Source organism: Inquilinus sp. (assembly GCF_057815775.1).
In genome coordinates, this window is record NZ_JBYRFX010000435.1 from 1 (window position 1) to 3,880 (window position 3,880).

Here is a 3,880-nt window from a genome sequence, read left to right on the forward strand (position 1 = left end):
CCCGATATGCGGCTTTGCCGGGTACTTCCGAGGCAATCACTTCGCGGACGACGAGGGCGGGGTCATAGGCTCGGGAATCTGCCCTTGCTGCTTCTACGAGCCTGGATTTGATGAAAATCCTCTGGCGAGTGCTGAAGCCAAAGACACGCTTCTGGAGTCCATCCAGTCCTATCGCAAGGCTTGGATCGAGCAAGGAATGCCGTGGCGCGGGAAGGCCGGGCGCCCCGCTGGCTGGGAGCCTGCATCGCAACTTGCGCGGCTACTCAAGACGGCGCCTTTCCTGTCCGTGCCATAGAGGGCAACGACGGCTGCTTCGGGTCGAAAGCGGATGTCGGCGGTATAGCCGCCCCTCACCCCAGCCCCTTGATCATCTCCACCCAGGTCGGCCGGTCGTAGCCGGGATGGGCGTGCAGGGCGCCTTCGGTGAAGCCGAGGCTCTTGAAGAAGCGGCGGTTGCCGTCCAGCGCCAGCCGCACGCCGAGCGTCAGCCGCGCGCCGCCCAGGCGCCGCCCCTCCGCCTCGGCCGCCGCCATCAGCGCCCGGCCGACGCCGCCGCGGCGATGCTCCGCCGCCACCGCGACCCGGCCGATATAGATGTCGCCACGCTCGCGACGCTGCAGGAACAGGCACCCGACCGTGGCGCCCGTCCGCTCGGCCACCAGCCCATGTTCGCTGCCCAGCAGCCCGGCGATGGTCTCCGCCGTCTCGCGCACGGCGCTGGGTGGCGGGTCCAGCCGGTCGACATAATCCGCGAAGGCGCCGCGGATCAGCGCCACCACCGCGTCGATCTCCATCGCGTCGCTACGCATCGGCCGCACCATCAGGCGACGGCCCGGTGCGCGGTCGTCATTCCCTGCTTTTTTCGGCATGAAGTGGTCGGTCCCTATCCCAGCGGCCCGGCACCGTGGCCGCCGCCATGGTCGCCTTGCCCGTCATGATGCTCTTCGCCGGCCGTGGACACCTCGACCTCGCGGAAGCGGACCCGGTTCTGGCGGGCCACGGTGGCGCGGCGCAGATCGTCCAGCTTGGCGTCGGGTTCGGCGACCGGCCCGATCAGGATGTTCGGCGCCGACTGGTCGCGCGTGGTCAGCCCGACCGTGCCCAGCCCGAGCACCATCCATTGCAGCGGCCGCGACATCGAGAAGTCGCGCACCCGGAACAGCTCGACCTCCTCGCGCTTCCGCACCAGGAAGCCGGAGCGGATGATCAGCCGCTCGCTGGTCAGCTCGTAGCTGGTCAGCCATCGCCATGCGGTCCAGACCAGCGCCAGCACGATCGGAACCGCGGCCAGCGGCCCGGCGAGCAGGCCGAGCAGCACCGCCAGCACGATGGCGACGATCCAGCCATACAGGCTGGCACGCAGCGAGGTGCGGATCTTCCAGATCGTGGTTTCGCCGGCGGCCGCCGCCGCGGCGTCCTGGGTGGTCTCGGCCATCGTCTCTCCCCCTTGGCTGTGCCGGGGCCGAAGGGTACGGTCGAACCGCGCGCCCGTCCATCCGGCGTGCAAGAAGGATTTACGGCCATGAGCTGGCAACCCACCCCCGACCCTGCCGCCGGCGAGACGCCCAGCCCCCTGATCGAGACCGTGGTGATCCCGCGCACCGCCGATATCGGCGGCTTCGAGGTGCGACGTGCCGTGCCGTCGATGCAGAAGCGGTCGGTCGGGCCCTTCGTCTTTGTCGACGAATTCGGGCCGACCCTGTTCGGCGCCGGCGACGGCATCGACGTGCCGCCGCACCCGCATATCGGCTTGGCCACCGTCACCTACCTCTTCGCCGGCGAGCAGACCCATCGCGACAGCCTGGGCACGCGCCAGCTGATTCGCCCCGGTGACGTCAACTGGATGACCGCCGGGCGCGGCATCGCCCATTCCGAGCGCACGCCGCCGCCGCTGCGCCGCACCGGGTCGACCCTGTTCGGGGTGCAGACCTGGGTCGCCCTGCCTGCCGCTCACGAGGAGGTGGCGCCAAGCTTCGCCCATCACGGCGCGGACGAGTTGCCGGTCATCGAGGATGCCGGCAAGAGCGTGCGGCTGATCGTCGGGTCGGCCTATGGCGCTCGCTCGCCGGTCGCGACCTTTTCCGAGACGCTGTATCTCGACGCGGCCCTTCAGGCCGGCGCGGTGCTGCCGTTGCCGCCGGAGCATGAAGAGCGGGCGGTCTATGTCATTTCCGGCCGGATCCGCATCGGCGGCGATGATTTCGCGCCACAGCGGCTGTTGGTGCTGCGGCCGGGCGAGACGGTCGATGTCGAGGCGCTGGAGGAGACGCGGCTGCTGGTGTTCGGCGGCGAGCCGCTCGACGGGCCGCGCCGCCTGTGGTGGAACTTCGTTGCCCGCAGCCGCGAGCGCATCGAGCAGGCCAAGGACGACTGGCGCGAAGGCCGCTTCGGTACGATTCCAGACGAAACCGAACGGCTGCCGCTGCCGGAGCGGTGAGGGGGACCTGGAGTCGCTCCCTCCTTCCTGTCATTGCCGGGCTTGACCCGGCAATCCAGAAGATGCCGACAGCCTCTGGATGCCCGGATCAAGTCCGGGCATGACAGTAGAAATAGGGCATCAGTCAGCCGGCCCCGCCAGATGCTCCGCCAGCCGGCGGGCGTGGGCCGGCAGTGCGTCCAGGCGACGGGTGCAGATCACAAGCCGCCGCAGCGCCCAGGGGTCGGACAGCGGCACGGCGCGGATCGCCATCGACCGCCGGCAGCGGCGCACCGCCACCTCGGGCAGCACTGCCAGCCCCACCCCCTGCTCCACCATCCGGCAGACCGCGTCGAAGCCGCCCAGCCGGACGCGCAGCTTGAGCGGCCGGCCGGCCCGGGCCGAGTGCCGGCCGACATGCTCCTGCAGCGCACTGCCGGGGGCGAGGCCGACGAAATCCCGGTCCAGCACCTCGGCGAAGGCAACCCGGCGCCGTACCGCCAGCGGATCGCCGCGCGGCACCGCCAGCACCAGCCGGTCGATCCGGAACGGTAGCGTCTCCAGCCCCGCCGGGTCGGCCCCACCCCGGTCCGCCGTGTCGGCGATGATGCCGAGATCGGCCAGCCCGGCCGCCACCGCTTCGACGATGGCGTGACTCGGCCGTTCCTCCAGGTCGATGTCGATGCGGGGATGGGCGGCCAGCCAGGCCGCCAGCGGCTCGGGCAGGAATTCGCTGGCGGCGGCGGTGTTGGCCAGGATGCGGACATGGCCGGCCAGGCCGCGGGCGTAGTCGCCGAGTTCGCCGCGCATCCGCTCCATCTGCTGCAGCACCAGCCGGGCGTGGTGCAGCAGCGCCTGCCCGGCCGGGGTCGGCGTCACGCCGCGCCGGCCGCGCTGCAGCAGCGCCGTGCCCGCAGCCTCCTCCATGCCGCGGATGCGGGCGCTGGCCGAGGCCAGGGCCATATTGGCCCGCGCCGCGCCGCCGGTGATGCTGGCGGCCTCGGCCACCTGCAGGAACAGGCGCAGATCGGTCAGGTCGAAGCGCATCGGCGTGGCCTCCGGGATCCGCCAGCCTTCGGCTGAGGCGAAGGCTGGCCGGTGCGGCTTCCACATTGTGGCGGTGGCGGCCGGCGATCAAGCTGCGGATATGACCGATCCGCTGCTTCTCCTCCTCATCGCCGTGACCTTCGTCCTGGCCGGCTTCGTCAAGGGCATGGTCGGGCTCGGCCTGCCGACCGTGGCGATGGGGCTGCTGGGCCTGGCGATGGCGCCGGCCCAGGCCGCAGCCCTGCTGGTGGTGCCGTCCCTGGTGACCAATCTGTGGCAGCTGTTCGCCGGGCCGCGCTTCGGCGGTCTGCTGCGCCGGCTGTGGCCGATGATGCTGGCGATCGGCATCGGCACCTGGGCCGGGGCGGGGTTGCTGGCCGGCAACGGGTCCGGCTGGGCCGCCACCGCGCTGGGCGT

Annotated in this window: 6 protein-coding genes; 3 read left to right on the forward strand and 3 right to left on the reverse strand. The window is 71.3% G+C overall.

Annotation, left to right across the window (positions count from 1 at the left end; translation table 11 throughout):
* The coding region (locus AC3XYG_RS15425) for a hypothetical protein (protein ID WP_489140727.1) at positions 1-295 on the forward strand (295 nt) is incomplete at its 5' end.
* Positions 296-350: 55 nt separating this feature from the next.
* Here AC3XYG_RS15425 and AC3XYG_RS15430 read toward each other — a convergent pair.
* On the reverse strand, positions 351-809 hold the full coding sequence (locus AC3XYG_RS15430) for a GNAT family N-acetyltransferase (RefSeq protein ID WP_489140728.1): 459 nt from the start codon (positions 807-809) through the stop codon (positions 351-353).
* 74 nt (positions 810-883) lie between these two features.
* Complete coding sequence (locus tag AC3XYG_RS15435) at positions 884-1,435, reverse strand: PH domain-containing protein (protein WP_489140729.1); 552 nt, start codon at positions 1,433-1,435, stop codon at positions 884-886.
* A gap of 87 nt (positions 1,436-1,522) precedes the next feature.
* Between AC3XYG_RS15435 and AC3XYG_RS15440 the strand changes: the two genes are divergently transcribed.
* Positions 1,523-2,437 carry a pirin family protein gene (locus AC3XYG_RS15440; protein ID WP_489140730.1) on the forward strand — a complete coding sequence of 305 codons (915 nt, stop codon included), beginning with the start codon at positions 1,523-1,525 and terminating at the stop codon, positions 2,435-2,437.
* A 120-nt stretch (positions 2,438-2,557) separates the two neighbouring features.
* On the opposite strand, the gene AC3XYG_RS15445 is transcribed toward AC3XYG_RS15440, so the two are convergent.
* Positions 2,558-3,463, reverse strand: a complete 906-nt coding sequence (locus tag AC3XYG_RS15445) for a LysR family transcriptional regulator (RefSeq protein ID WP_489140731.1) — start codon at positions 3,461-3,463, stop codon at positions 2,558-2,560.
* 100 nt (positions 3,464-3,563) lie between these two features.
* Between AC3XYG_RS15445 and AC3XYG_RS15450 the strand changes: the two genes are divergently transcribed.
* Positions 3,564-3,880, forward strand: a 317-nt coding sequence (locus AC3XYG_RS15450; RefSeq protein ID WP_489140732.1) for a TSUP family transporter, incomplete at its 3' end; no start/stop codon positions are given.

Excerpts from the sequence above, each read along its gene's own strand:
- AC3XYG_RS15430 (WP_489140728.1), bottom strand. The coding sequence starts at position 809 with ATGCGTAGCGACGCGATGGAGATCGACGCGGTGGTGGCGCTGATCCGC.
- AC3XYG_RS15435 (WP_489140729.1), bottom strand. The coding sequence starts at position 1,435 with ATGGCCGAGACCACCCAGGACGCCGCGGCGGCGGCCGCCGGCGAAACC.
- AC3XYG_RS15440 (WP_489140730.1), top strand. The coding sequence starts at position 1,523 with ATGAGCTGGCAACCCACCCCCGACCCTGCCGCCGGCGAGACGCCCAGC.
- AC3XYG_RS15445 (WP_489140731.1), bottom strand. The coding sequence starts at position 3,463 with ATGCGCTTCGACCTGACCGATCTGCGCCTGTTCCTGCAGGTGGCCGAG.